This window comes from Erwinia psidii (genome assembly GCF_003846135.1).
Classification (GTDB): domain Bacteria; phylum Pseudomonadota; class Gammaproteobacteria; order Enterobacterales; family Enterobacteriaceae; genus Erwinia; species Erwinia psidii.
On record NZ_RHHM01000011.1, the window covers coordinates 102900 to 125668 of the forward strand.

General features: G+C 50.5%; 22 protein-coding genes and 1 pseudogene. 6 read left to right on the plus strand and 17 right to left on the minus strand.

The window, feature by feature from the left end:
* Positions 1-52: 52 nt before the first annotated feature.
* The 3 genes from ybeD to lipA all read left to right on the plus strand — a co-directional run bounded on the left by ybeD (position 53) and on the right by lipA (position 2280).
* Entirely contained in the window at positions 53-316 is a 264-nt protein-coding gene (ybeD, locus tag EB241_RS14465) for a DUF493 family protein YbeD (RefSeq protein WP_124233829.1), read from the plus strand.
* An 81-nt stretch (positions 317-397) separates the two neighbouring features.
* Positions 398-1051 (plus strand): lipoyl(octanoyl) transferase LipB, encoded by a 654-nt coding sequence (lipB, locus tag EB241_RS14470; RefSeq protein ID WP_124233830.1) that lies wholly within the window; start codon positions 398-400, stop codon positions 1049-1051.
* A 263-nt stretch (positions 1052-1314) separates the two neighbouring features.
* The gene (gene lipA, locus EB241_RS14475) at positions 1315-2280 is read left to right on the plus strand and encodes a lipoyl synthase (RefSeq protein WP_124233831.1); all 966 of its coding nucleotides are present in this window, start codon (positions 1315-1317) and stop codon (positions 2278-2280) included.
* Positions 2281-2386: 106 nt separating this feature from the next.
* Here lipA and tatE read toward each other — a convergent pair whose 3' ends face one another.
* From tatE to EB241_RS14500, 6 genes are all read right to left on the minus strand, one after another.
* A complete protein-coding gene (gene tatE / locus EB241_RS14480; RefSeq protein WP_124233832.1) occupies positions 2387-2593 on the minus strand; it encodes a twin-arginine translocase subunit TatE in 207 nt (68 codons plus the stop codon).
* Positions 2594-3164: 571 nt separating this feature from the next.
* On the minus strand, positions 3165-3596 hold the full coding sequence (locus EB241_RS14485; RefSeq protein WP_124233833.1) for a GNAT family N-acetyltransferase: 432 nt from the start codon (positions 3594-3596) through the stop codon (positions 3165-3167).
* Between the two features lie 399 nt (positions 3597-3995).
* Positions 3996-4205: a transcription antiterminator/RNA stability regulator CspE gene (cspE, locus tag EB241_RS14490; RefSeq protein WP_004156612.1), complete on the minus strand. Its 210-nt coding sequence runs from the start codon at positions 4203-4205 to the stop codon at positions 3996-3998.
* A gap of 151 nt (positions 4206-4356) precedes the next feature.
* Positions 4357-4890 carry a lipid IV(A) palmitoyltransferase PagP gene (gene pagP, locus EB241_RS14495; protein WP_407644280.1) on the minus strand — a complete coding sequence of 178 codons (534 nt, stop codon included), beginning with the start codon at positions 4888-4890 and terminating at the stop codon, positions 4357-4359.
* An 815-nt stretch (positions 4891-5705) separates the two neighbouring features.
* Positions 5706-5789, minus strand: a complete 84-nt coding sequence (locus EB241_RS22065) for a small membrane protein YohP (RefSeq protein ID WP_446681973.1) — start codon at positions 5787-5789, stop codon at positions 5706-5708.
* A gap of 138 nt (positions 5790-5927) precedes the next feature.
* A complete protein-coding gene (locus tag EB241_RS14500) occupies positions 5928-7028 on the minus strand; it encodes a hypothetical protein (RefSeq protein ID WP_199737367.1) in 1101 nt (366 codons plus the stop codon).
* A 377-nt stretch (positions 7029-7405) separates the two neighbouring features.
* Here EB241_RS14500 and EB241_RS21575 point away from each other — a divergent pair.
* Positions 7406-7510 (plus strand): annotated as a pseudogene (locus EB241_RS21575) (IS630 family transposase); the annotation flags it as partial.
* A gap of 204 nt (positions 7511-7714) precedes the next feature.
* The gene (locus EB241_RS14510) at positions 7715-7969 is read left to right on the plus strand and encodes a CsbD family protein (RefSeq protein WP_124233835.1); all 255 of its coding nucleotides are present in this window, start codon (positions 7715-7717) and stop codon (positions 7967-7969) included.
* A 268-nt stretch (positions 7970-8237) separates the two neighbouring features.
* On the opposite strand, the gene fetB is transcribed toward EB241_RS14510, so the two are convergent.
* From fetB to EB241_RS14525, 3 genes are all read right to left on the minus strand, one after another.
* Positions 8238-9005 (minus strand): iron efflux ABC transporter permease subunit FetB, encoded by a 768-nt coding sequence (gene fetB, locus EB241_RS14515; RefSeq protein WP_124233836.1) that lies wholly within the window; start codon positions 9003-9005, stop codon positions 8238-8240.
* Positions 8992-9660 carry an iron efflux ABC transporter ATP-binding subunit FetA gene (gene fetA, locus EB241_RS14520; protein WP_124233837.1) on the minus strand — a complete coding sequence of 223 codons (669 nt, stop codon included), beginning with the start codon at positions 9658-9660 and terminating at the stop codon, positions 8992-8994. The genes fetB and fetA overlap by 14 nt, the downstream gene beginning before the upstream one ends.
* Before the next feature lie 90 nt (positions 9661-9750).
* Positions 9751-10863, minus strand: a complete 1113-nt coding sequence (locus tag EB241_RS14525) for an ABC transporter substrate-binding protein (protein ID WP_124233838.1) — start codon at positions 10861-10863, stop codon at positions 9751-9753.
* Positions 10864-11340: 477 nt separating this feature from the next.
* Between EB241_RS14525 and EB241_RS14530 the strand changes: the two genes are divergently transcribed.
* Positions 11341-12039 carry an acetolactate decarboxylase gene (locus tag EB241_RS14530; protein ID WP_158612414.1) on the plus strand — a complete coding sequence of 233 codons (699 nt, stop codon included), beginning with the start codon at positions 11341-11343 and terminating at the stop codon, positions 12037-12039.
* Positions 12040-12171: 132 nt separating this feature from the next.
* Here the strand turns inward: EB241_RS14530 and arnF are convergent, their stop codons facing one another.
* The 8 genes from arnF to EB241_RS14570 form a co-directional block, all read right to left on the minus strand.
* On the minus strand, positions 12172-12558 hold the full coding sequence (gene arnF / locus EB241_RS14535) for a 4-amino-4-deoxy-L-arabinose-phosphoundecaprenol flippase subunit ArnF (protein ID WP_124233840.1): 387 nt from the start codon (positions 12556-12558) through the stop codon (positions 12172-12174).
* The gene (gene arnE, locus EB241_RS14540; RefSeq protein WP_124233841.1) at positions 12558-12890 is read right to left on the minus strand and encodes a 4-amino-4-deoxy-L-arabinose-phosphoundecaprenol flippase subunit ArnE; all 333 of its coding nucleotides are present in this window, start codon (positions 12888-12890) and stop codon (positions 12558-12560) included. Before arnE ends, arnF begins: the two co-directional genes overlap by 1 nt.
* Positions 12887-14548 carry a lipid IV(A) 4-amino-4-deoxy-L-arabinosyltransferase gene (arnT, locus tag EB241_RS14545; protein ID WP_124233842.1) on the minus strand — a complete coding sequence of 554 codons (1662 nt, stop codon included), beginning with the start codon at positions 14546-14548 and terminating at the stop codon, positions 12887-12889. The genes arnE and arnT overlap by 4 nt, the downstream gene beginning before the upstream one ends.
* A gap of 6 nt (positions 14549-14554) precedes the next feature.
* Positions 14555-15448 (minus strand): 4-deoxy-4-formamido-L-arabinose-phosphoundecaprenol deformylase, encoded by an 894-nt coding sequence (arnD, locus tag EB241_RS14550; protein ID WP_124233843.1) that lies wholly within the window; start codon positions 15446-15448, stop codon positions 14555-14557.
* Complete coding sequence (arnA, locus tag EB241_RS14555) at positions 15445-17427, minus strand: bifunctional UDP-4-amino-4-deoxy-L-arabinose formyltransferase/UDP-glucuronic acid oxidase ArnA (protein ID WP_124233844.1); 1983 nt, start codon at positions 17425-17427, stop codon at positions 15445-15447. Before arnA ends, arnD begins: the two co-directional genes overlap by 4 nt.
* Positions 17427-18407 carry an undecaprenyl-phosphate 4-deoxy-4-formamido-L-arabinose transferase gene (gene arnC / locus EB241_RS14560; protein ID WP_124233845.1) on the minus strand — a complete coding sequence of 327 codons (981 nt, stop codon included), beginning with the start codon at positions 18405-18407 and terminating at the stop codon, positions 17427-17429. Before arnC ends, arnA begins: the two co-directional genes overlap by 1 nt.
* The gene (arnB, locus tag EB241_RS14565) at positions 18397-19548 is read right to left on the minus strand and encodes a UDP-4-amino-4-deoxy-L-arabinose aminotransferase (protein ID WP_124233846.1); all 1152 of its coding nucleotides are present in this window, start codon (positions 19546-19548) and stop codon (positions 18397-18399) included. Before arnB ends, arnC begins: the two co-directional genes overlap by 11 nt.
* A gap of 714 nt (positions 19549-20262) precedes the next feature.
* On the minus strand, positions 20263-22650 hold the full coding sequence (locus EB241_RS14570) for a glucose/quinate/shikimate family membrane-bound PQQ-dependent dehydrogenase (protein WP_124233847.1): 2388 nt from the start codon (positions 22648-22650) through the stop codon (positions 20263-20265).
* Positions 22651-22769 lie beyond the last annotated feature (119 nt).

Sequence of the window (22769 nt, forward strand, 5' to 3'; positions counted from 1 at the left end):
ATCAGGCTCCCGCTGCGGCGGGAGTTGTCGTTTTAGCGTTACCGGAGATCTCATGAAAACCAATCTTAAAGAACTGCTCGAATTTCCCACCTCATTTACTTACAAAGTAATGGGGCTGGCACAGCCGGAGCTGGTTGAACAGGTGGTTGAAGTTGTGCAACGTCACGCACCGGGTGACTACTCTCCAGAGGTCAAACCAAGCAGCAAAGGGAATTACCATTCAGTTTCAATCACTATCACCGCCACCCATATTGAACAGGTGGAAACCCTGTACGAAGAGCTGGGGAAAATAGAGATCGTGAGAATGGTTCTCTGATCCCCTGCCCGATCGCCAGCGGGAGTTGCCTCTGGCGACAGGCGCTCTGTTCCACCCTCTCTTTTCAGCGGACTGCACGTTTTGAACCAGGATATTTTACTGATCCGTCAGCTGGGCATACAGCCCTGGGCCAGTGTCTCTCAGGCCATGCATACCTTTACCGACAGCCGTGATGAGCATACCCCAGATGAAATCTGGCTGGTGGAACATCCTGCGGTGTTTACCCAGGGCCAGGCAGGCAAAGCAGAGCACCTGTTAATGCCGGGTGATATCCCGGTGATGCAAAGCGATCGGGGTGGTCAGGTAACCTATCACGGGCCAGGCCAACAGGTGATGTACGTAATGATCAACCTCAAACGTCGAAAAGTGGGTGTGCGCCAGCTGGTCACGGCTATAGAACAAACGGTGATTGCTGCGCTGGCGTATTTTGGCGTTAGCGCAGCGGCCAGAGCAGATGCGCCGGGGGTTTACGTCAGCAATAAAAAAATCTGCTCGCTGGGCCTGAGAATTCGTCATGGCTGTTCGTTTCATGGGCTGGCGCTGAATATCGACATGGATCTGGCTCCCTTCCTGCGTATCAACCCCTGTGGCTATCCCGGACTTGAGATGACCCAGTTAAGCGCGCTAAAACCCGGAACCACGCTTATTGATGTACAGCCCCTGCTGATTGAAAACTTCGCCAGGCTGCTGGCAATTTCAGAAGTCACCTGGCTTGCTGGCAATTCGTTGCCGTAACAGGCAGCCGTGCCGGCGGATTTACAATGTCGTCACAATTTCTGTCGCTGGTCGGCTGCAAGTCGCCAGCCGGAATGATATAATTTCTGCGCTTTTATCAAAAAAAGTTTAAAAAACTTCACCTTCAACGCTCTTCACCCAGCATGGTGGCAACGGAGTAGCAAACCGGTCGGGAACCGATGTGAACAGAAGAGTGAAGGTTAAGCGACTCTTTGAGTTTTTGCGGCTGTCACAGCGCATGCCAACCTGGAACCTGCAAGATTATGAGTAAACCCATTCAGATGGAACGCGGTGTTAAATACCGTGATGCAGACAAAATGGCCCTGATCCCGGTGAAAACGGTGGTCACCGATCGCACGGAGATTTTACGTAAGCCGGAGTGGATGAAAATCAAGCTACCCGCTGACTCCAGCCGCATTCAGGGTATTAAAGCCGCCATGCGCAAAAATGGCCTGCATTCCGTCTGTGAAGAGGCTTCCTGCCCTAACCTTGCTGAATGTTTCAACCACGGCACGGCGACCTTTATGATCCTCGGAGCCATCTGTACCCGCCGTTGCCCGTTCTGCGACGTAGCCCACGGTCGTCCGCTCACGCCAGATGTTAACGAGCCGGGAAAACTGGCCCAGACCATTGCCGATATGGCACTGCGTTACGTGGTGATCACCTCGGTTGACCGTGATGATCTGCGTGATGGTGGCGCACAGCACTTTGCTGACTGCATTACCGCTATTCGCGAGAAAAGCCCGACCATCAAAATTGAAACACTGGTGCCGGACTTCCGTGGTCGTATGGATCGCGCGCTGGAAATTCTCAATGCCACGCCGCCGGACGTGTTTAATCACAATCTGGAAAACGTGCCGCGCGTTTACCGTCAGGTTCGTCCCGGCGCAAACTACGAATGGTCTCTGAAACTTCTTGAGCGTTTTAAAGAAGCACATCCTGAAGTCCCGACCAAATCCGGTCTGATGGTAGGGCTGGGTGAAACCAATGCAGAGATTGTTGAAGTGATGCGCGATCTGCGCCGTCATGGCGTCACCATGCTGACGCTGGGACAGTATTTACAGCCAAGTCGCCATCACCTGCCGGTGCAGCGTTACGTCAGTCCCGCTGAATTCGATGAGATGAAAGCGGCGGCGATGGAAATGGGCTTTACCCATGCGGCCTGTGGTCCATTTGTACGTTCGTCGTACCATGCGGATATGCAGGCAAAAGGGCTTGAAGTGAAATAGACGCCCTAAAATGCAAGCATGCCTTGTTACATTATTTTACATATAGTCTGCAAAGACAAAAAACGGATGACCTGGCCATCCGTTTTTTCATTACTTCTACAAAGCATTATTCTTTGTGAGCAACCTGCCCGGCAGGCTTGTCTTCAGTCAACGGCGCTTTTTTCGCGGAAGTGTCGTCATCACTCATCGCTTTTTTGAAACCTTTTATCGCTGACCCCAGATCGCCACCGAGAGAACGTAACTTATTGGTTCCGAACAACAATACAATCAGAGCACCAATGATCAGCAGCTTGGCAATACTGATACCTTCCATATACACCTTCTTTTTTAAAATTTGACCCGACAAACGGTCAGTAACAGTAAAGTGTATTAACGCGCACATCACCCGTCAATACAACTGCAATCTGTAACAGAGTAATATCTGCACAGGAACAACAAAAACAGCCTCAGATAAATCGGCTCAGAAAAACCTGGAATCGTTAATGTTAGCGATTTACAGCCGGTCCTCTCATTAGGCAAACAGTATTAATCCCACCCGGGATGGCCAGCACACAGCGAAGACAGTACAGACTTTCTTCTGGCTGAAGTTAAACTCCTGTATGCCACCCAAAGAACGCTTAAACACAGGATTGCTTAGCTGTCCGCCACAGTCTGATAGAGCGTCAACCACCGCCAACAGGGTCGGGAGACACGCGGCGAAGAGATAGCTGACGCGCTGCTGGGCCACAGTGATTATTAACGATCGCCGGATTGGTGAGCGATCCACGACGGGCAGCAATACGAACGACAGAAGCAGATTACGTGCTGGCAGGTACCAGCCGTAGCAGTCCGCAATTCAGGATAAGAGTGCTGAACAACATTGCCGCTGCGCCGTTGCTGACCATTCAGCTATCAGTCAGATCTTTAATCAGATAGCGTGGAGATTCGTTGTAACCTTCACGGGCATAAAACGCATTGGCTTTGATCCGGCTCGCATGGCAGTGCACTTCCATCCGATCGCAACCACGCGCACAGGCCAGTTTTTCAGCATACTTCAACAGTTGCTGGCCAGCTCCTTTACTCCGCTTGCCTTCTGCAATGCAGAAATAGCTGACGCGGGCAAAATCGCCGGCCAGTGCCAGCTGGGGGATAAAATACAGCGACAGAAAACCCAGTACGGTGCCGTCTTGCTCGGCGATCAGTAGCTGTTCGCTCTGGTCATTAATCAGCTGGGCCAGACGGCGATCGATAAAATCCTCGCTGTTTTGATAACCCAGTTCCGTTAGCAGGGCGCTCAGGGCAAAGCTGTCTTCTGGCTGTGCCATTCGTATCTTCATCGCTGTTCCTCCGGGTATGAGCCTGGCTTACCGGCTCCTGGTCGCAGATATTGATAACCCGTCCACCCAAATAGGCCACATCCAGTACAGAAACCGATCGGTGACCGGATGATAATTCTGCCGCAGGCAATAAACCGACATGTTTTCATAGCTCGGTGGCTGACTGAAGTTCCCTTAACAGGGTTTCACCCACCATGGCTTAACTGCTCAAAAGATGAAAAAAAAAGATCCGATCGCCAGGTTCCTGAGCAGAGGCGTTAGCATCGGCTGACCTGTCATTATTTTCTGGCTTAAGCCATTTTTCTCTTAATTGCTCTCAGCCCTCACCTCGTGACAGCGTGGAGTACTGAGCAAAAAAAACCCGCCTTACGGCGGGTTTTAAGAATTCTGTCTGATAACTTAAATAGCGGCAACGTTAGCAGCAGATGGGCCTTTGGCACCGTTGGTGATTTCGAACTCTACACGCTGACCTTCAGCCAGAGTTTTGAAACCGTTGCTCTGGATGGCAGAGAAGTGTACAAACACGTCTTTGCTACCATCTTCAGGAGTAATGAAACCGAATCCTTTGGACTCATTAAACCACTTAACGCTACCTTTAATCTTAGACATCTATATTACCTTTACATGAAAAATGGACACTAAACTGTGTCGTCAGACAGTACAGCAATTGCCGAGGCTTTTGTCCAGTAGCCAGTAACGAAAAAGTGATAAATATCGATATTTCTTTCGCAGATATCAAAAGTGCGCCCATTTACCACAGCTAAAACTGCCAACGAAACCACGCAAAGTAAACGTTCCCGTTATTGTAAGTACCTGGAATATAAGTCATCTGGAAAGTGGCCTTACCGTAGCCTACTGATGCAAGCGGCAGCACTGCAGGAACAGGGATATATTTCCAGTTGTCACGTGCCGTCACGCCAACCGTATAACCCAGACCCAGACGGAAGTCCCGATCGCTCAATGGACGCCAGATGTTCTCCCAACCAAAACCGATAAACGGCTCCCACTTGTTGAAAGAGTCCTTAAAGGCCATCGCATACAACCCGTTCCAGTTACCTTTATCATCAAAGCGCGACAGACCAACGCCTGCACCCCACGGTCGCTCATTATAACGATCGGTTTTTTCTTTATCGTAGGTCCAGCGATTGTGCCATGTGACAGTCGGTATATACAGCTCGTAACTCTGCGGCTCATTCCAGCTCATGCTGACGTTAGTACTGAATGACTGCCAGGTTGCAGTGATAGCCGTCCCCAGTGTTTGGGCCTGAACCCCACTGTTCATCACCAGTACCAGGGACAGGATTGTGATGAATAAAGAAAACCTGAATAGCTTCACGATCGTTACATCCGGCGTTGATTTATAAAATGCGGTTAACTCGCAAAAAATGATTAGAAATCTGATAGTCAGAAGTTCAGCATTATAATCATCTGTTATAAACAATGCATAAACGCCGCATTTTTTATCAATCAATGCTTTTTTTGTAAATACCGGCAGAGATGATCACAATACATATAAAAAAAGAGTTTTTATCGCACGTAAAATCCTGTTTGCTTTTAGGAAAAAACAAAAAACCAATTCCTAATCTATTGAGAAAATGCAAAAAAAAAGCAACGGTCATCTTTTTTAGTAAAAATGAGTTTTTTTAAAATAAATACAGCAAAAAAAAATTTTTTATCGTTAATTAGCGCCACTTAATATAACGACATTTGGTTAACCTATCTTAATCATACTGTTAACAGCAATATTCAGAAAGAACCAATGATTAATAATATTTATCGATCATCGATTGATTTTTGGTAAAATCACTACAGTTCAGGAGCGACAAAGGAAGAGGGGCCACGTGAGAATCCGATGCTGGAAATGCGGTCATACAAGGATAATATTTACAGTACATGGTGACGGATTAGGTAACCACCATGGGGCCATATGCGCAAGCTGCAATAACCCAATCACACTGAAGGATTGCCTGTTCCACAACGAACCGCCAGCAATAAAGGAAGATATTAATTGCCTCGCATCGGATGCAAAATCCGAAAATCAGACATTTTTTGTAGCGGCATTCCAGTTCCATCGGGGGGACAGTAGTTGACAATGCCGCCGCAGATTTATCAGAACAATATCTTAAACACACCCGTTATCGTTAACAGCCCGACAATAAAAATAATGGCAATAATCCACAGAATGATTTTCATTATACTTTCCTGAATCGTAAGTAAAGTTTGATGTTTACCGTGCAACCTGAGAAATAAAAGTATAGAAGAAATCTGCCATTCTGCTGCCCAATCCACATGGTGCCTGCAGCAACCACAGGTATTTTTTGACAGTCCCTTTCAGACCTGCTGCTCAACAGGCGACGGTTCTTCTGATAACACGGGTCGGTCCGCTGCCTCAGCATGAACATCACGCCTGTGACGACGGCTGACCAGAAACACCGGCATTGCCAGAAAAAGGAGTAAACTTCCCGATACGCCGCACACCATCATACTCACCCGACCAGCCCAGCCCTCTCCTACCGTTAATCCTGCCACTACCAACGACAGAATAAAAAAGAAGAACAGCGTCATGGTCACTGGCAAAATGTTATTAATGTCCATATCACTGAGCGCCATTTTTACCGGTTTAACAGCACGTCTCTCCGCTTCCTGTTCAGTTCTGATCTTCGCTTTTATCGATTCGAGATCAATGCAGGGTGTGACAAAATCCCCTACTGACTCAGGAAAATACAACTCTTCAAATATCCGGCTGATGGATGGAAACGTCATTGGCCAGGTAGCGCTGTGAACACCGTAGGTACTCAATAAAGGCAAGGTGATGCGGGGCCACTGAACGACCTGGAGGTAGCGATCGCCGAACACCACCCAACTCTGACGGATCTCACCTTTATTAACATGATAGAGTCTGAATCGGTCGGCAGGGGGATAGTTCAGATAACTGACCCGCGCCGTGATAAATGGGATGCCCCGCTGGCGACAATAGTTGACGCGGCTTTGTCCTTCAGCGGCCAACAGGACGCCCAGTGCCCCCACAAAATACCAGCAGGTACTTTCCGCTGCGGAGGGGCCGTTGAGGTGTTCGACCAAACGGGCTTCGCTGTTGGCATTAAGATGATCTGGCCACCAGCGCCAGCTGCGACCAATAACCCGTTCTGTAGGTACCCGGAAAACACCCAGCGGCTCAGTTTCTGTCGGCAGCAAAGCAAAAGGAAATATTTTACTGAAAAAAGTTAATGCATCGTCAGGGCCATCCCACTCGCCACTCGCCTCCAGGCCATGGAGATTTGCAGTTAATTCCCCCCAGCCGGTTTTGCCTAACATATCAATCTTATATTTTGTTTCTGCAAGGCGCTCGCCCAATCGCAGAATGGCTTCTGAAGTACCTTTAAGGGACAGTTCAGGTACTACCGGGATAGCTTCAATTTGTTCACTGTCCATATTGCAAACTCCCCAAACAGTTCAATAAAGTAGAATGAATTAAACCGCTTAACGGAGAAAGCGCTCAGTAAGGGTAAAAGGTCGCCAAATCCGCACCAAAATGTAGCAAATTTGCTTTAGTACAAGCTTTATTTTAAATTATCATTAAAAATTTGACTTTAGTAAAAAGCTATAATATTTCAATGTCATAGTATATCCTCATACCGAAATTATAAGCAATTATTGTTGTTAATTAGCCGTCGTCGAATAAACAGCAGCAATACAGAAGATTGCTAAATAACCGCGCCTGATATGTAGATCACTAAGGGGGAACTCAGCCCGAATTGTGCAAGTCTTTTCAATCGCTGAATATCCCAAATCACTCACCGAACTGAGCGATGCCGATCATAGCCTCCATCCCCGGTAGTGAACGACGCCTGATACAGAAAACCATTCATAACGCACGCGATAAAAATCATGCCCGTAGACTTACCACCATGCTGCAGTGGACTGTTTCACCTTTGCTCACTTCAGTGTTGGCAATGGTCGGGAATATTACTGTTGAAGGCCTGCAAGCCTGGGTTGGCCGTGGCTGCAGAATATGCAGCCAGTCATACTTTTAAACATAACCGCTGCGGTAATTTGGCTGCCATAGACTACGCTTTAAATCTGTTTAATCAGGAAACATGCCATCAGATGGAGGCAGTATGAGTTTGTCAGATAAAGTGAAAGATAAAACCGAAGAAGCTCTGGGCAAAGGTCAGGAAGAATTTGGTAAAGCGGTGGAATCTCCTGAGCATGAATTTAAAGGCCGGGTGCGCCAGAAAGCAGCGCGTGCATCCTGTGCGATGGATGACGCTCTGGACTGCGTGAAGAGTAAAACACAGGAATCTCCCTTCGTTTCTCTGGCGATTGCCGCTGGCGTGGGTTTTCTTGCTGCAAAGATTTTAGGCCGTCGTTAAATGCTTTTTTATTTGAGGCCGGGTTCCCGGCCCTCCCTGCCGCTGTTTACGATTGAATTACAGCCACTGTTATCGCGCTGGAAGTTTCTGTTTTCCTGCAATCAGAGTCGCAGTTAACCTGCGCATGTATAAACGCCTGCCTCACCGCGACGCGCTCGCCACTGATATACCCCACTGTCATACCGGCCTGCACCTGCTGACGCAGGCGAAAAAGATAACGCCAACGATATTGTTAATGGTGTGGCTAAAAAAAGTACGGTGGCCAGTTTTAGCGCAACTGTTTTAACTGAGCCCGCTCCGTAAAGAAACATCGCCTGGCAAGGTATGCGGCAATAATCGTTGAAAAGCTGGCGGTGCCAAGCAGCATAAAAGTGACCATTATCTGGTATTTAACCGCATTGACCGGATCGATACCGGCAAAAATCAGCCCGGACATCATTCCGGGCAGGCTGACCAGTCCGACGGTTTTGGCAGCATCAACGGTTGGGATCATCGCCGCACGAATGCTGTCGCGGATAAGGGTTACGGAGGCCAGCCTGGTGGATGCCCCGAGGCTCAGCATTTCAAGGATTTGTTGTCGGTTATCATAAAAGCGCTGGTTAAGATTGCGATAACACAGCCCTACCGCCACCATTGCATTTCCGGCGATCATGCCAGAGACAGGGATCACCTGCATCGGTACAAACGCGATCGCACCGCTCAGCACCAGCATAAATAGCGTCAGTGAGGTGCTGAGGGTAATAGCCAAAAATGACAGGATGAAAGCATGGTCGATATTCTGGCTGCGTTTACGGGCATTCAGCGCGGCGTTGATACAGATAAATAACACCATCAGCACCGTCAGCAGGCCATTATTCAGCGCGAAAATATATTTCAACACGTAGCCGACGATGGTCAACTGCACGATGGCACGAACGACGCTCAGGAGAATCTCTTTCTCCAGTCCCAGTTTCTCTTTTGTGCTGACCAACAACGCAATTACCACCAGCAAAAACGCCAGCATCAGCGAAGTGTCAGTAATATTATGCTGATGCATACGCTGTGCTCCCAACCGGCTTTTGCAAAGTGAGTAAACGTTGTGCCTGGCAGATTTCTGCCGTGTCGTGACTGACAGAGATCGCCGCCATACCCCGCTCTTGTACCAAACTGCTAATTAATTGGTTAATAAGATTTTTGTTCTCTTCATCCAATGCACTGGTGGCTTCATCAAGCAGCAATACGTCAGGCAAAAACTGCAAATTTCGCAACAGTGCTACTCGCTGTTTTTCGCCTCCTGAAAGCTGCTCAGGTTTCTTATCCAGTATCGCTACGGGCAGGTTAACCTGATGCAGCCAGCGCTTTATGACCATCACATCGACCTTTTTATGGCGGATCAGCCAAGGAAAAGCCAGATTGTCATGTACCGTTTCACCAAACAGCATTGGCGTCTGAAAACAGTAAGATACCTTCTGGCGGTATTTTTCCGGTGCGATCCCCTTCAGGGACTGACCGTTGAACAGGACTTCGCCGCCTGAGGCTGTCAGCAATGAGGCGAGAATCTTCAACAACGTACTTTTACCGCAGCCAGAGGGGCCCGCAACCAGCAGAACCTCCCCCGCGTTGATCGCGAGAGAAACAGGCTCCAGCAGCATTGTGTCATCCTGCATAAAAAAAATACTCTGTGCATTGAGCAGGGATAAAATGTTCGACATGATTAAGCAGCCCGGAAGAAATATTATCAGTGTGATAATAACGCGATAAGGCGATAAAATATCACCTTTCGCTCAGGAAATGGCTGATGGTTATTTTTGTGTCGCTGAATAACTCAATATCACTTTCTCATCAGGAATTTTAGTGAAGCCTGAAATGATCTGGTGAAAATCGGCGGTGGGATTAAGAGTGCTGAACTGTGCCGGATAGAGATCCTTCGCCAGTATTTCCATGCCGATAATATTATAGGGGTGATTATAGAAGTGATGATAAACGCCATAAACCTTACCGTCTTTCACCGGCGTAATTTGTTGCAGACCGTTACGGGCGATCAATTTATTAAAGGTGGCGGCCAGCCGTTGCGGTGAGGAGTTGTAACCAAACGGCAGTACATTTTTATTGGGACGGGCGGAACCGGACATAATATAAACATCCGGCCTCATGGCGATGATCTTTTCCAGTGCGATAAATCCTGAAGCGCCGGGTAGCAGATCGGAACCGATATTTTTGCCTCCCACCGCTTCCACCAGCCCACCCCAGCCATTATGACCGTGAGTGAAGCAGCAATTCTCACTGTTACCCGCAATAGGCTCGATAAATACCGTTGGTTTCTGCTTAATCCCGGCAATTTTTTGTTGCAGCGCATTCCAGTGCTGATGATAAAAATCCGTATAGGCTTTGGCATTTGCTTCCTGATTCAGGATTTGGCCCATCAGCGTGATGCTGTTGGCGGTGTTTTGTGCCGGGTGTAGCTCATAGTCAATAAACACCACCGGAACAGAAAGCTTTTGCAATGTTGTTAACACGCCGGTTTGTTGCAGAGCGGGCTTTGCCCGTAGCTGGGCTATCATCAGATCCGGCTTCTCTGCAATCACACTTTCCAGATTGACCTGCCCCTGATCGTTAAAACCCATATCAATAATTTTGCTGGCCTGCTGCCAGGTTTTCTCCAATACCGCCCAGGTTTGGGGGTCTTGTTTTTTCGGCAGATTATTCCAGGCCACCAGCCGTTTAAATGGATTTTCACGATCAAGTAGCGCCAGTGACATAATATCCCGGCCATCCTGCAGAATAATATGCTGTGGTTCCTGCCGGATAATAATCTGCTGATTATCCATATCGGTAACCTTTAAAGGATAAGTCGTTGCGGCACCGCTTGCGGATACAGTAAGCATAACCGACGGCAGCCAGCCATGAAATTTCATGCAGTTTCTCCATGAGAATAAAAATAACAGTAAGACGCATTTGTGAATATACCGATAACGTTACACTATTTCATGCTGTTTACCGCGGCAACGGCGGACCGGACGAAAAGCCTTCAACGTAAAATTCAGTGAATCATTACGTCCACTCCCGCCCGATACAGCGTTCAATTTTTCCCGTCGGCAGTCCCGTGCAGTATTCAGACTTTATTACACTGCAACTTATCGTTTTTTTGAATAAGGGTCGCGGTGAAAAATATAAAATCACCCCGCATAAACTCTGCGTAATGAGAGTGATGATATGGCTAACAACAGAGCCGGTATCGATGCTGGCATGAATATATTCCCGCTGCCCATAGAGTCCACTTTAACCAGGGCAGACCTGCTATATTCCTTACTGATAAAAGTAATCGCTTTATAACAGCATCGCGCTCAACGTCCGGCTATGGACGGGTTTATACGTGAATGGCAGAGGTTTTTATGAGTAAAATTTTCCAGTTTTCTACTCTTGGCGCGTTGATGGCCGGGCATGTTCAGGGGGAATGTCATCTTCGGGAACTGCTTGATTCACACGCTTTTGGACTGGGCTGCTCGGAAGCGATTAACGGTGAACTGACCATATTTCAGGGCGATGTCTGGGAAGCAACGGCCGGGAAACAGCCCCATCCACTGGATAAGCATTGTGTCCCTTTTGTGCAGATTACCACCTTCCATCCTGAGAAAACCTTCGGGGTGCGGCACATTACCCAGGACAATGCGGCTCTGTTGCTCAGGGAAAAAATCTCAGTACAGAATTTATTTTTGGCCGTGTGTATTGAGGCACAATTTAATGAGATGGTGATCAGGCGTCCGCAGCCAACGGCAGACACAGAGCGGGACATCATTCAGATGGCCGACACCCAACAGGAAGACAGATTATTGAATATTACAGGCAGGCTGGTGGGATTCTGGACACCGGAACTTTACGGCCGTATTTCAGCTGCCGGTTTTCATTTTCATTTTATTGATGAAAAACAGAAGGTGAGCGGTCATGTCCTGTCGTTTCGGGCAGAAGAAGCCCGCATCAGCTGTGAAGAAAAACAGACTATCGAAATTACCCATCCTGACAGTCAGGAATATAAAAATCTTACCATCGATCTGTCAGCGCTGGATGCCATTATTTCCGGGGTGGAGAAGTAAAACATCAATTCCACACCCGGATACAGGATTGTAAGTGGCTATCCTGAGCAATGCTGCCGTATTATAACGCCGTGGTTTTTCCGTCTGGGCGGCACAGAATGAATCGGACGGAAAAACTGGCAAGGTTTTACCTCAGCGTTTTTCGCTGACAGCAGGCCAGCACACCAGCAGCAGTCCGCTGAAGATCAGCATTACGCCCACCAGTTTGCCCCAGCTAAAGGTTTCGTTCAGCGCAGGCAGGGACAATGCAACCAGCCAGACCAGAACATAGCTCAAACTGAGTAGCGGATAGGCTTTGCTCATCGCCACCCGTTGCAGTGCCAGGAACCAGCACAGCATGGAGAGCGCATACGCCAACAGGCCGACAGCCAGTCCCAGAGCAGCAGGAGGCAGCTGTAGTAAAGCATCGCAAAACAGCGACAGCTCGCTGATGGCGGGCAGATGCATCATCGACCAGCGCATCAGTAACTGTGCACCACTAACTAACAGCACGCTGCACAACGCCAGAATAATCCCCATCAGGCATACACTCCCATCACGGCTACCCCCAGCACAATCAGACAGATGCCCAGCCAGCGGCGCGATGATACCGGTTCCTGCCAGAGCCAGCGTGCGGCAAGCACGACCAGAATGAAGTTCAGACTCAGCATCGGATAAGCCACTCCGACTGGCACATGTTGTAACACACGCAGCCATATCAGCATGGCGCTGCCAAGCAGCAGCACACTCAAGCCAAGCCAGAATAACAGGTGCTTTTTTCCCTTAAGCAGACCATGGTGAGCCGCCTGTTTCTGACACAACTGACCGCCACAGCTCAACAAACTGGCCAACACTACCAGCAGCATATTCATGGCGTCTGATTGTACTGGTACATAACCAGCCTTCCCTGCCGGTAACTGAAGTCTGCCCTGGGTAAGCCACGCTCACTGTTCTGCTCGCTACGCGACAACAACAGAATCAGCGTGACTCGGCCTTCATGGCGATGCTTTTCCAGCCACTGAGGAAAATCCGTGTCCGAAACAAATTTATCCTGCGCATCGGCATAGCTCAGACCATACTGCACCTCACCGCGCTGCTGATAGAGCAGAATATCGCTGCGTTGCAGTTCCCATGCCAGCCCGGAAGCGATCCCCGGACCGTTCGCCAGCAGGAAGCGACTGGTGCCGATCTCGTTTTTCATCCCCTGAATAAACTGCTGCGGCTGTTTGGAGTCCACCACCCGATCCGGTATAACCTGCCCAACGACCAGAGCCAGTCCCAACGGGCAACAGGCTGCCCAGACCCAGCGCGTCGTTGGTGCTTTAAGCGTAAGAAAACCGATCAGGCCCCACAGTAAAAAAGCGCTCCCCGCCAGCACCACTTTCAGTACTTCATGATGGCCATACAGGGGATGTTTTGATAACCCCCACGGAGCAAGGAAGCCGACGATGGTGATGACACAAAGCAACCCGAAAATCAGGTTGATCCACCCATTTGCCCACAGCGCTTTGCTTCTGCTCTGCACCAGTTGCATAGCCCGTCGTGCCATCAATGCGGCCAGTGGCGCAAAGCACGGCAAAATATAGGTTGGCAACTTGCCTTTCGCGATGCTGAAAAACAGCAGCGGCATCACCACCCAGCTGAGCAGATAAAGACTGCCGCTGTTTTCATGCCGGTTACGCCAGCCGTTGTGCAACGCCGAAGGTAACAGCGCCAGCCACGGCAGGCAGCCAAGTACCAGAATGGGCAGGTAATACCAGAACGGCGCTTTGTGTTGCGCATTGTCTTCGGCAAAACGCTGAATATGTTCAACCCAGAAGAAGTAGTGCCAGAAGTCCGGCTCATGTTGTGCAATGGCTATCGCCCATGGGGTACTGATTATCACCGCACCCGCCACCGCCAGCGGACCAAACTGACACAATTCTTTGAAACGTTTCTGCTGGATAGCCCAGGGAAGAATAGCCACTACTGGCACCGCCAGCGCCAGAAATCCCTTGGTCATAAAGCCCATACCGCAGGCCAACCCCATCAACAGCCAGGCCAGTACTTTTTTACCCATCGTCGGCGCATTCACAGCCCGCCAGTAGCCACACATCGCTGCCACCAGCCACAAGGTGATCATTGGATCGAGCACCGCATAGCTGCCAATGCCATAAACCAACAGGCTGGTGAGAAAAATGATCCCAGCTATCACTGCGGTGATACGACAGCACCAGATACGAAGCGTCAGCCAGTAAACCATCAGCGCCGTCAGGGTGATGGAGAAGACCGATCCAAAGCGCACCGCAAAATTATTGTGACCGAAAATTAACTGGCTGAGGTTATTAATCCAGTAACCCGCAACCGGCTTTTCAAAATATCGCAAATCGAGAAAATGCGGGACCACCCAGTTTCCACTGGCCAGCATCTGACGGCTAATTTCTGCGTAGCGGGTTTCATCAGGTTGCCACAGGTGGCGAAATTCCAGTGGGATCAGATAGTAAAGAGAAAACAAAAGCAAAAGGAGAAAGCCATTTCTCATCATTTTCATACAAAATCACTCAATGAATTGCTGACATCCAAGCCATCCTTCACGACCAGGAAGGCTACCACGGACAATTTTTCCTGTCGGCAGGCTGGAGAGATCGTCAGGTAACAGCTCACTCAGCGGGCAAAACTGGATCCCCGCCTGCTTCGCCATCGTCAGCAGATCGCTGAACAGATCGCTCATCACTATTCCTTCCACCTCAGCATGGATTGTGTAAACCGGCGTACCGCGATCCTGACGGATCTGGTCGATGATAAAGGCATTAAAGTCCGCTTTACTGACCGTGGAGCCGACCACCTCGTCCCAGGTCGGCAGCGTCACCGGGATCTGGACAGTACCGGTGCTGCCGTCGCTTAGCAGCGGCAAAAATGGCGTGCTGCCACGGCAATCACTGTTGTAATGAAAATGAAACCCCTCTTTGGCATCGACGGTACGCCCATCGGCGCGCCAGCCCGCCACGGCGGAACAGGTAACAGGCTGCTCAGAGATCAGGCTTAAGGCATCCCGTCCCAGCCTGATTTGGCGCATCAACTGCTCTGGTGACCAGACACCCGCCCAGGTCTGCCAGGCAAAATGATCCCAGGCATGTAGCCCTACCTCATGATGATCTGCTGTGGCATTGATGACCTCTGCCAGCCCTTTGCCAATATTGCGTCCAGGCCAGGCCGTACCTGCCAGTAAGATATCCCAGCCGTAGAGTGACGCGGCATTGGAACGCAACATTTTCCACAGGAACTTCGGCTTCAACAAACGCCACAAGTGACGCCCCATGTTATCGGGACCAACACTGAAGAAAAAAGTGGCCTGGGTGCGATGTAGACCCAAAATTTCCAGAAGTTTAGGAACACCATCACGGGTGCCACGCCACGTATCAACATCTATACGGAGGCCAACCTTTCTCATTTACTCTCTTCCACGCCGTCAACGGTGCGCAGGAAGAAATCCAGCGTAGCGTCAATGGTTTTATCCATGGTGACGACTGGCGTCCAGCCCAGCAGACGTCGGGCGTTGCGAATAGCCGGTTTGCGGTGCTCAACATCCTGATAACCTTTTCCGTAGTAGCTGCTGCTTTCCACATCGCGGAAACCGGCAAAAGGTGGGAACTGATTACGTAGCGGATGACGTTCGAAGCTTTCCAGCAGTTGTTCCGCCAGCGATTGGATGCTCGCTTCGTTGTCCGGGTTACCGATGTTGATGATCTGCCCATCGCAGTTATTGTTTTTGTTCTCAATAATGCGGAACAGCGCCTCCACACCATCGCTGATGTCGGTGAAGCAGCGTTTCTGTTTACCGCCGTCAACCAGTTTAATCGGCGAGCCTTCTACCAGATTGAGGATAAGCTGGGTGATAGCGCGTGAGCTGCCAATCCGTGCCGCGTTGAGGTTGTCAAGGCGTGGCCCCATCCAGTTAAACGGGCGGAACAGCGTAAAACGCAGTCCTTCTTTATCACCATAAGCCCAGATCACCCGATCCAACAGCTGTTTGGAAACGGAATAAATCCAGCGCTGTTTGTTGATTGGCCCCACCACCAGGCTGGAACTGTCTTCATCAAAGTTCGGATCGGTACACATACCATAAACTTCTGAGGTGGAAGGGAAAATGATACGTTTTTTATATTTCACGCAGTCACGAATAATTTTAAGATTCTCTTCAAAATCCAGCTCAAAGACGCGCAACGGATTTCGTGTGTATTCGATTGGTGTGGCAATGGCCACCAGCGGCAGGATCACATCACATTTTTTGATGTGATACTCAATCCATTCTGAGTGAATGCTGATATCCCCTTCCACAAACTGAAAGCGTGGATGGCCCACGAAGCGGCTGATAGCATCAGAACCAATATCCAGACCGTAAATATCGAAGTTATCATCCTTCAGCAAACGTTCGGTCAGATGGTTACCAATGAACCCATTGACGCCGAGGATCAACACGCGGGTACGGCGTTTAATGGCCGACACCGGCTGATTTCTCAACAGTGCTCCACTGACCAGGCCCAACGTCTGTGCCAGCTGAGCTCCCTGCATGTAAACGCCATTCTCGCTTTGTCCGGTAACGATTTCCAACGCGCCCTGGCCACAAGCCACAATAAGTGGGCTGACCGACAGCACCGTACCGGCTTTTGCCGCAGGCTGATCGTGACGAACCTTACCCTTCCAGACAAGGAATTTTGCTGAACCAACGTAGCCAAACGCGCCCGGCCACGGCTCCGTTACCGCCCGCACCAGGTTGTTGACAACCTCGGCGGATTGCGACCAGTCAATCCGACCATCCTCAGGTTTGCGGCGACCGACCACGGTAGCCTGGCTGTGATCCTGTGCCCGACCGGTAAGCTGGCCTGCCTTGAGCGCCGGCAGACTGTCGGCCAGCAGCTGTTCCGCCGTGGCATTCAGTTTGCGATGCAGCGTCAGCGCATTATCGTCGGCAGCAATCAGCACCTTCTCCTGTGCCAGAATATCTCCGGCATCGGCGCGAGCGGTCATCCGGTGTAACGTCACGCCGGTTTCGCTTTCGCCATTGACCAACACCCAGTTCAGTGGCGCACGCCCCCGGTATTTTGGCAACAGTGATCCATGCAGGTTAAAAGCCCCGGACGTCGCACAATTGAGGATATCTTCACACAGCAAATTGCGGTAATAAAAAGAGAAAATCGCCTCCGGTGCCATTGTCCTGATGCGATCAACCCACAACGGGTGGTTAACGTCTTCAGGCGCAAATACCGGGATGCCAAAATCGGCAGCCGTGCGGGCTACTGAGGCAAAAAAAGGATTCTCTGCGGCAGAATCAGCGTGCGTAAAAATTGCATCAATCTGATAACCAGCCTTGACCAGCGCATTAATACCAATGCAACCAATATCGTGGTAGGCAAAAACAACGGCTTTCATTATTTATCGTCCTCAGTGGAGGCGGAATGGGAAGAGTTGACTACTCGCTGAATAAAGTAACGGGGACGGGCGCGAACATCGTTGTAAATACGTCCAATGTATTCACCCAACAACCCCATAGCGACAAATTGCGCACCGATAAAAATAAACAGTACGGCAAAGAGCATGAACACGCCTTCAGCAGCCCACTGTGGACCAAAGAACAGGCGTAACGCGATCAACAGTAAAGAAAAAGCAAAACCGGCCAGCGCAATCATGCTGCCCACTACGCTGAGCATACGCAATGGCGTGGTCGTCAGGCAGGTGACAAGGTCATACATCAGATTTATCAGCCGCATCAGACTGTATTTAGAATCGCCAAATTCCCGTTCTGCATGCAGTACCGGGATCTCAATAGCCCGGCGGGCAAAGGTGTTGGCAAGAATAGGAATAAACGTGCTGCGCTCATGACAATGCAGCATGGCATCAACGATATGGCGACGATAGGCACGCAGCATACAGCCATAGTCGCCCATCGCTTTGCCAGTGGTTCGCTGAATCAAATGGTTTATCAGCCGCGAAGCCTTCTTACGAAACCAGCTGTCCTGTCGGTTCTGACGCACGGTTCCCACCACGTCATAGCCTTCCTCTGCGGTGGCAACCAGACGCGGGATCTCCTCAGGTGGGTTTTGTAAATCAGCATCCAGCGTGATGATCAAATCACCACTGACATGACTGAAACCGGCCATGATTGCCGAATGCTGACCATAGTTGCGGTTAAGCAGGATGGCAACCACATGGCTCCCCTCTTCCTCTGCCGCAGCTACCAGCATCGCAGCAGAGTTATCGCTGCTGCCATCGTCGACCAGCAGAATTTCGTAATCCATCGGCAGCTGAGCACAGGCATCGCCGGTTCGACGGAGCAACTCTGGCAAACTTTCCTCTTCGTTGTAAACGGGGATTACTACGGAGACTTTATTAATAGATTGTTCAACAGTCATGAAATTTCTCAGCGATCTCACGCAGTGCAGCGATTACACGGCTGACATCGTCATCGGTCATTGTAGGAAATAATGGGATGGAGCAGATGCGCGCCGAGTTCCATTCGGTTGCAGGCAACGCAAGCGCCGGGAAGCGCTCACGATAATATTTTTGACTATGTGCCGCGCGAAAGTGCAATCCGGTACCGATATTGCGCGATTTCAATTCCTGCATCAGCTCATCACGTGTCAGGCCACAACGCGCGCTGTCGACGCGGATAATAAACAGATGCCAGGCATGTTGGTGTGACCATTCTGGCAGGGACAGTGGCAGGAACGGCGTGTCCTTAAGCTCACGCAGATAGCGCTTAGCAATATCCTGGCGACGGGCATTAAGCTGCGGCAGTTTTTCCAGCTGCACCAGGGCGATGGCGGCGTTGATATCCGCCAGATTATACTTGTAACCCGGCATTATCACTTCTGCCTGCGGCGCACGACCGTGCGTCTGACGGTCAAAGGCGTCAACGCCCAAACCGTGAAACTTCAGGCTGCGAATGCGGTGTGCCAGGGATTCATCATCCGTCACCACCAGTCCGCCCTCAGCGCAGGTCATATTTTTGATGGCATGGAACGAGAAGATTGCCGTTCCCGTTCCGCCCACATGACGTCCCTTATAACAGGTACCGGCCGCATGAGCTGCATCATCAATTACCGGGATACCATAGCGCTTGCCGAGCGCATGAATGGCATCAATATCCGCAGGTGCTCCGGCATAATGCACCGGAAGAATCGCTTTGGTTCGGGGGGTAATCGCCGCCTCGATCAGTGCCGGTGTAACCATTAACGTATCGCGATCAACATCAACCATGACTGGCTCTGCACCCAGCAAAGCAATCATGTTGAGCGTCGAAACCCAGGTCAGCGAGGGAGAAATCACCTCATCACCGGGGCCAATACCAAGTGCCATCAGCGTTACATGCATACCCGCCGTGGCGGAGCTCACCGCAATCGCATAACGATTGCCAGTCAGTTCACAGAATGCGTTTTCAAGTTGTTGATTTTTGGGGCCAGTAGTAATCCAGCCAGAACGGAGTACGTCACTGACCGCCGCCAGTTCGTCTTCACCCATTGCCGGACGGGAAAAGGGGAGAAATTCGGACATGATCAAACTTCCTTTAACAGTCGCCTGGGGTTACTTTAACAGAGTGTGCGATCTATGCCTTCTGCTGTTTCGGTAACCCGTTGAAATTATACCAGCATTGATTTTATAGCCTGATGACAATTTCGTATCATTATTGGCCCATTTTTTCATAACCTTTCCTTTTACCTGGCACGAAACATTGTGTCATGTTGTTGAGCGCGCTGGTTCAACGTTTCATTAACGATAGAGCAGATTCCTGAATTGAAAATTAAGATTGCCCCCAGAAAAGTAAATAAGCAGAAATTAGCGCGCCGCGAGGAAAAGGTTTAGCTTTCAGAGAGGAAAGGGCATCTGTTTTTTTGAATTTCGTGACATTCCTTGTAACAAACCTGGCTTACATTTGGCTAAGCGCGTTACCCTCTTCTTCTGCAGCGCTTGTCTGAGCGCCAAATGGCGGCATCAAAAGAGGACAAAATCAGCCCCATTGGTCGTACCAGGCTGTGGAAGAAATGTTTATCAGACTGTGAACAAACGAAACGCCGCCCCCCTGAAGGCGTAATTAATTTTTCATTCAGCAGGTCCGCTCTGCTTAATCTTCCGCACAAAAAAGAGGCAACCGGTTCAGGGTTGCCTCTGCGTTTACTGGCCCACTGCAATCATAGATGATATCTGGCTGCCTGGTGTGATCTCGCCGGCACCATCAGCGGCCTGTACGTCTTACATCATACGCCCGGATTATTTTTTAGCTTCATCCGGCAATGCATAAGCAATAACGTAATCGCCCAGCTGGGTGCCAAAAGATCCATGCCCGCCGGCGGCAATCAGCACATACTGTTTACCGTTTACTGCATAGGTCATTGGTGTTGCCTGACCGCCTGCGGGCAGACGCGCCTCCCACAACGCTTTGCCATTGCTGACGTTAAACGCGCGGAGGTAGTTATCCGCTGTTGCGGCAATAAACATGACGTTACCTGCGGTGGCGACAGGTGCCCCCAGCATCGGCATACCCATTTTGAACGGCAGTGGCAACGGTGAACTGTCACGCACAGTACCAATGCGTTTTTTCCACACAATATCGTTGGTTTTCAAATCAATTGCAGAAATATATCCCCACGACGGCTGCTTACAGGGCAAGCCAAGCGGAGAAAGGAACGCGTTGAGTGTCACGCCATAGGGTACGCCATACTGCGGCTGAACGCCGGTTTCAGTACCGCTGCCACCATTATCGTTTTTGTCCGGCCACTGCGGATTATTCGGGCCACGCGGGATCAGGCGCGAGACAAATGGCAGTGCCATCGGGTTGGTCACCGCAATCTGGCGATCGGTGTCCACCGAGATGCCACCCCACTCGAACATGCCCAGATTTCCGGGAAAGACCAGCGTGCCCTGCTCCGAAGGCGGCGTAAACGGCCCTTCATAACGCAGGCGGTGGAACATCACCCGACACACCAGTTGATCATAAACCGTGGCTCCCCACATATCCGCACCGCTCAGTTTTTTCTGCGGACGGTAAGTCAGTGCAGAGTATGGCTGCGTCAAAGAGAGGTAGTCACCTTTAGCCGCACCCTGTGGCACGGGGGTTTCCGGTGCAGGAACTACTGTTTTGCCCGTGCGTCGATCCAGCACAAAAATATTGCCGGTTTTCGCTGGCACATAGATAACGGGCACCGTATTACCGCTACGATCGGTAATATCTGCAAGCGATGGCTGTGCCGGCACGTCCATATCCCACAAATCGTGGTGAACAGTCTGGTAAAACCAGGCAAGTTTGCCGGTAGTGGCATTCAGAGCCAGTACACCACTGGCAAAACGTTCCATTTCCGGCGTGCGGTTGCCGCCCCAGATATCCGGTGTGGCCACGCCAATCGGCAGGTAAACCATATCAAGCTTCGCATCATAAGACGCAGGCGCCCAGGAATTCGGCGAGTTAGCGGTGTAATATTGCTTGTCCTGCGGCAGGATGTTGGGATCTTTGGCACCGGTATCAAATGCCCACAGCAGTTTACCGCTGTTAACATCAAAACCACGAATGACACCCGACGGCTCTTTGGTTGAATAGTTATCGGTCACAGCGCCGGCAATCACGATAACCTTATCCGTCACCACCGGTGGTGACGTAGGCTCATAGGCTCCGGCACGAACATTTGGCATATTTTGTTGCAGGTTAAGTTTGCCATTGTCACCAAATTCCGGGCAACGCGCGCCCGTTTCCGCATCCAGCGCATACAGATTACCGTCATTAACCGGCAGGAATACGCGCCGTGCGCAGAGCGCCGGTTTACTTCCGACAGCGCTCGCCACCGGGGTTTCATAATAAGAAACGCCCCGGCAGGTAACATGTTGGAAAGAAGGATTGGTTTTCAGCTGTGGATCGAATTTCCACTTCTCTTTGCCGGTGGCCGCGTCCAGCGCAAACAGCATTTGGTGTGGTGTACACAGATAAAGGGAGTCCCCCATTTTAATGGGCGTTACCTCATCCGTTATTTCGCCCGGATCGCCGGGACGCTTCATATCTCCGGTACGGAAAGTCCATGCTTCCTGTAACTGACCAACGTTTTTGTCATTAATCTGCGTCAGCGGAGAGTAGCGCGTACCGCCCTGAGTACGACCATAGGCAGGCCAGTCACCAGCGGCAATCCCCTCCGCTGATGTGTGAATGTCAGCAGCCTGCGGTGGTGTGAGGGAACCATTGATTTCCTGCGGATCGTTGAAAACGGAGTAAATCAGCGTGACCACCGCCAGCACCAGAACCAGACTTAGCGCGCCACGACCATGTTTAGCGCCGGACAAACCGCGATAAATAAACGGCAATACCAGCCACAGGCCAAAGAAACAGGTGACATCCAGTCGGGGCGTCAGCGCCCAGAAATCAGAGCCAACTTCCCACAGTGACCAGAATAGCGTCGCCAGCAGAAACACCGCATACAGCAGCAACGCTGAAGCACGACGACGAAACAGCAGCCAGGCCACTCCCAGCTCAACCACACCTGCAATGAGGTAATAGAGCGAGCCGCCCAGCCTGGCCAGCCAGACTCCGCCAATCAGCAGATACAACCCACTGCAAGCGGCAAACACCGCCGTAAGGATCACGAGAATGCGTGATCCTGATGCTTTACTATGCATAGTATGGACCTTTCCCAAATTTAACGTCTGCGATTCCACGCTGAGGTTGAATCGTAATAAATACCGGTTTCATACTGATTGTCTGTCACGGTATTTTGAGCCTCGCTGGCAGACAGATA